1 pseudogene is annotated in these 839 nt (G+C 82.4%); it reads left to right on the top strand.

Annotation, left to right across the window (positions count from 1 at the left end):
- Positions 1-204: 204 nt before the first annotated feature.
- Positions 205-839, top strand: a pseudogene (locus DLJ58_RS19690) (hypothetical protein); the annotation flags it as partial.

Here is an 839-nt window from a genome sequence, read left to right as displayed (position 1 = left end):
GACCCCGCCAGTGACCGTGACCCCCGCACCGCCCGGCGTCGTCCGGGCCCCGCCGACCCCGGTGCGCCCGAGCCCGCCGGGCGCGCTTCCGAAGGTCCCCGTCCGACAGCCGGCGGGCGTCGCCGCGCCGCGGAACCCGACGAGCCGGTGGTGCCCCGCTCGGGGAACGCGCCACCCGTGCCCCGCTCGGGGAACGCGTCATCGGTGCCCGAGGCGACCGGCGCGCACAGCGGCGCCCTGCCCACCACCGGCCCCGCCGACGGCACCGGTCGCCGCCGGGTCGTCTCCGGTGAACCGGAACGCCGAACGCCGCCCGGCGGCGAACCCCGCCTGGACCGCCCGGAGCGGCCCGCGGACTGGCTCCGCCAGGCCGGCCGCCTGCCACACACCGACCCCGGCCTGCCGGTGGTCAACCGCCGAGACGGCAGTCCACCGGCCGGGGGTCGCCGTCCGGCGCCGCCCACCGGGCCGGGAGACCTCACCGAGCAGGCGTCCGGTCGGCTCGCCGTGCCAGACCCGGCCGCGGAACGCACCGCCGCCCGCCGGCCCGTCGGCCCGCCGGTCGACCCCGGCGCGGACGCACCGACCGGTCGTCGCGCCGTCCGGCCCGACGCGTCGGGCTCCACCGGAGAGCAGGCCCTGACCTACCCCTCGCCGCCCGGCGACCGGCCCGCGCGTGGGCGGGGCGCTGCGGCGGTGCCCGCTCCGGACGCCACCGGTCAGCGCGGCCGTGCCGTGGCGGGGCCCGGCCCGGACGCACCGCCCGCCTCGGACCCGACCGGCCGGCGACGTCGTCCACCGGCCGCGCCCGGCCCCGACGGTACGGCTGTCCCCGGTCG

Source organism: Micromonospora arida (genome assembly GCF_003857035.1).
GTDB lineage: Bacteria > Actinomycetota > Actinomycetes > Mycobacteriales > Micromonosporaceae > Micromonospora > Micromonospora arida.
Note: the sequence above shows the minus strand (reverse complement) of the source record. Positions and strands in the feature narration are given on the sequence as shown.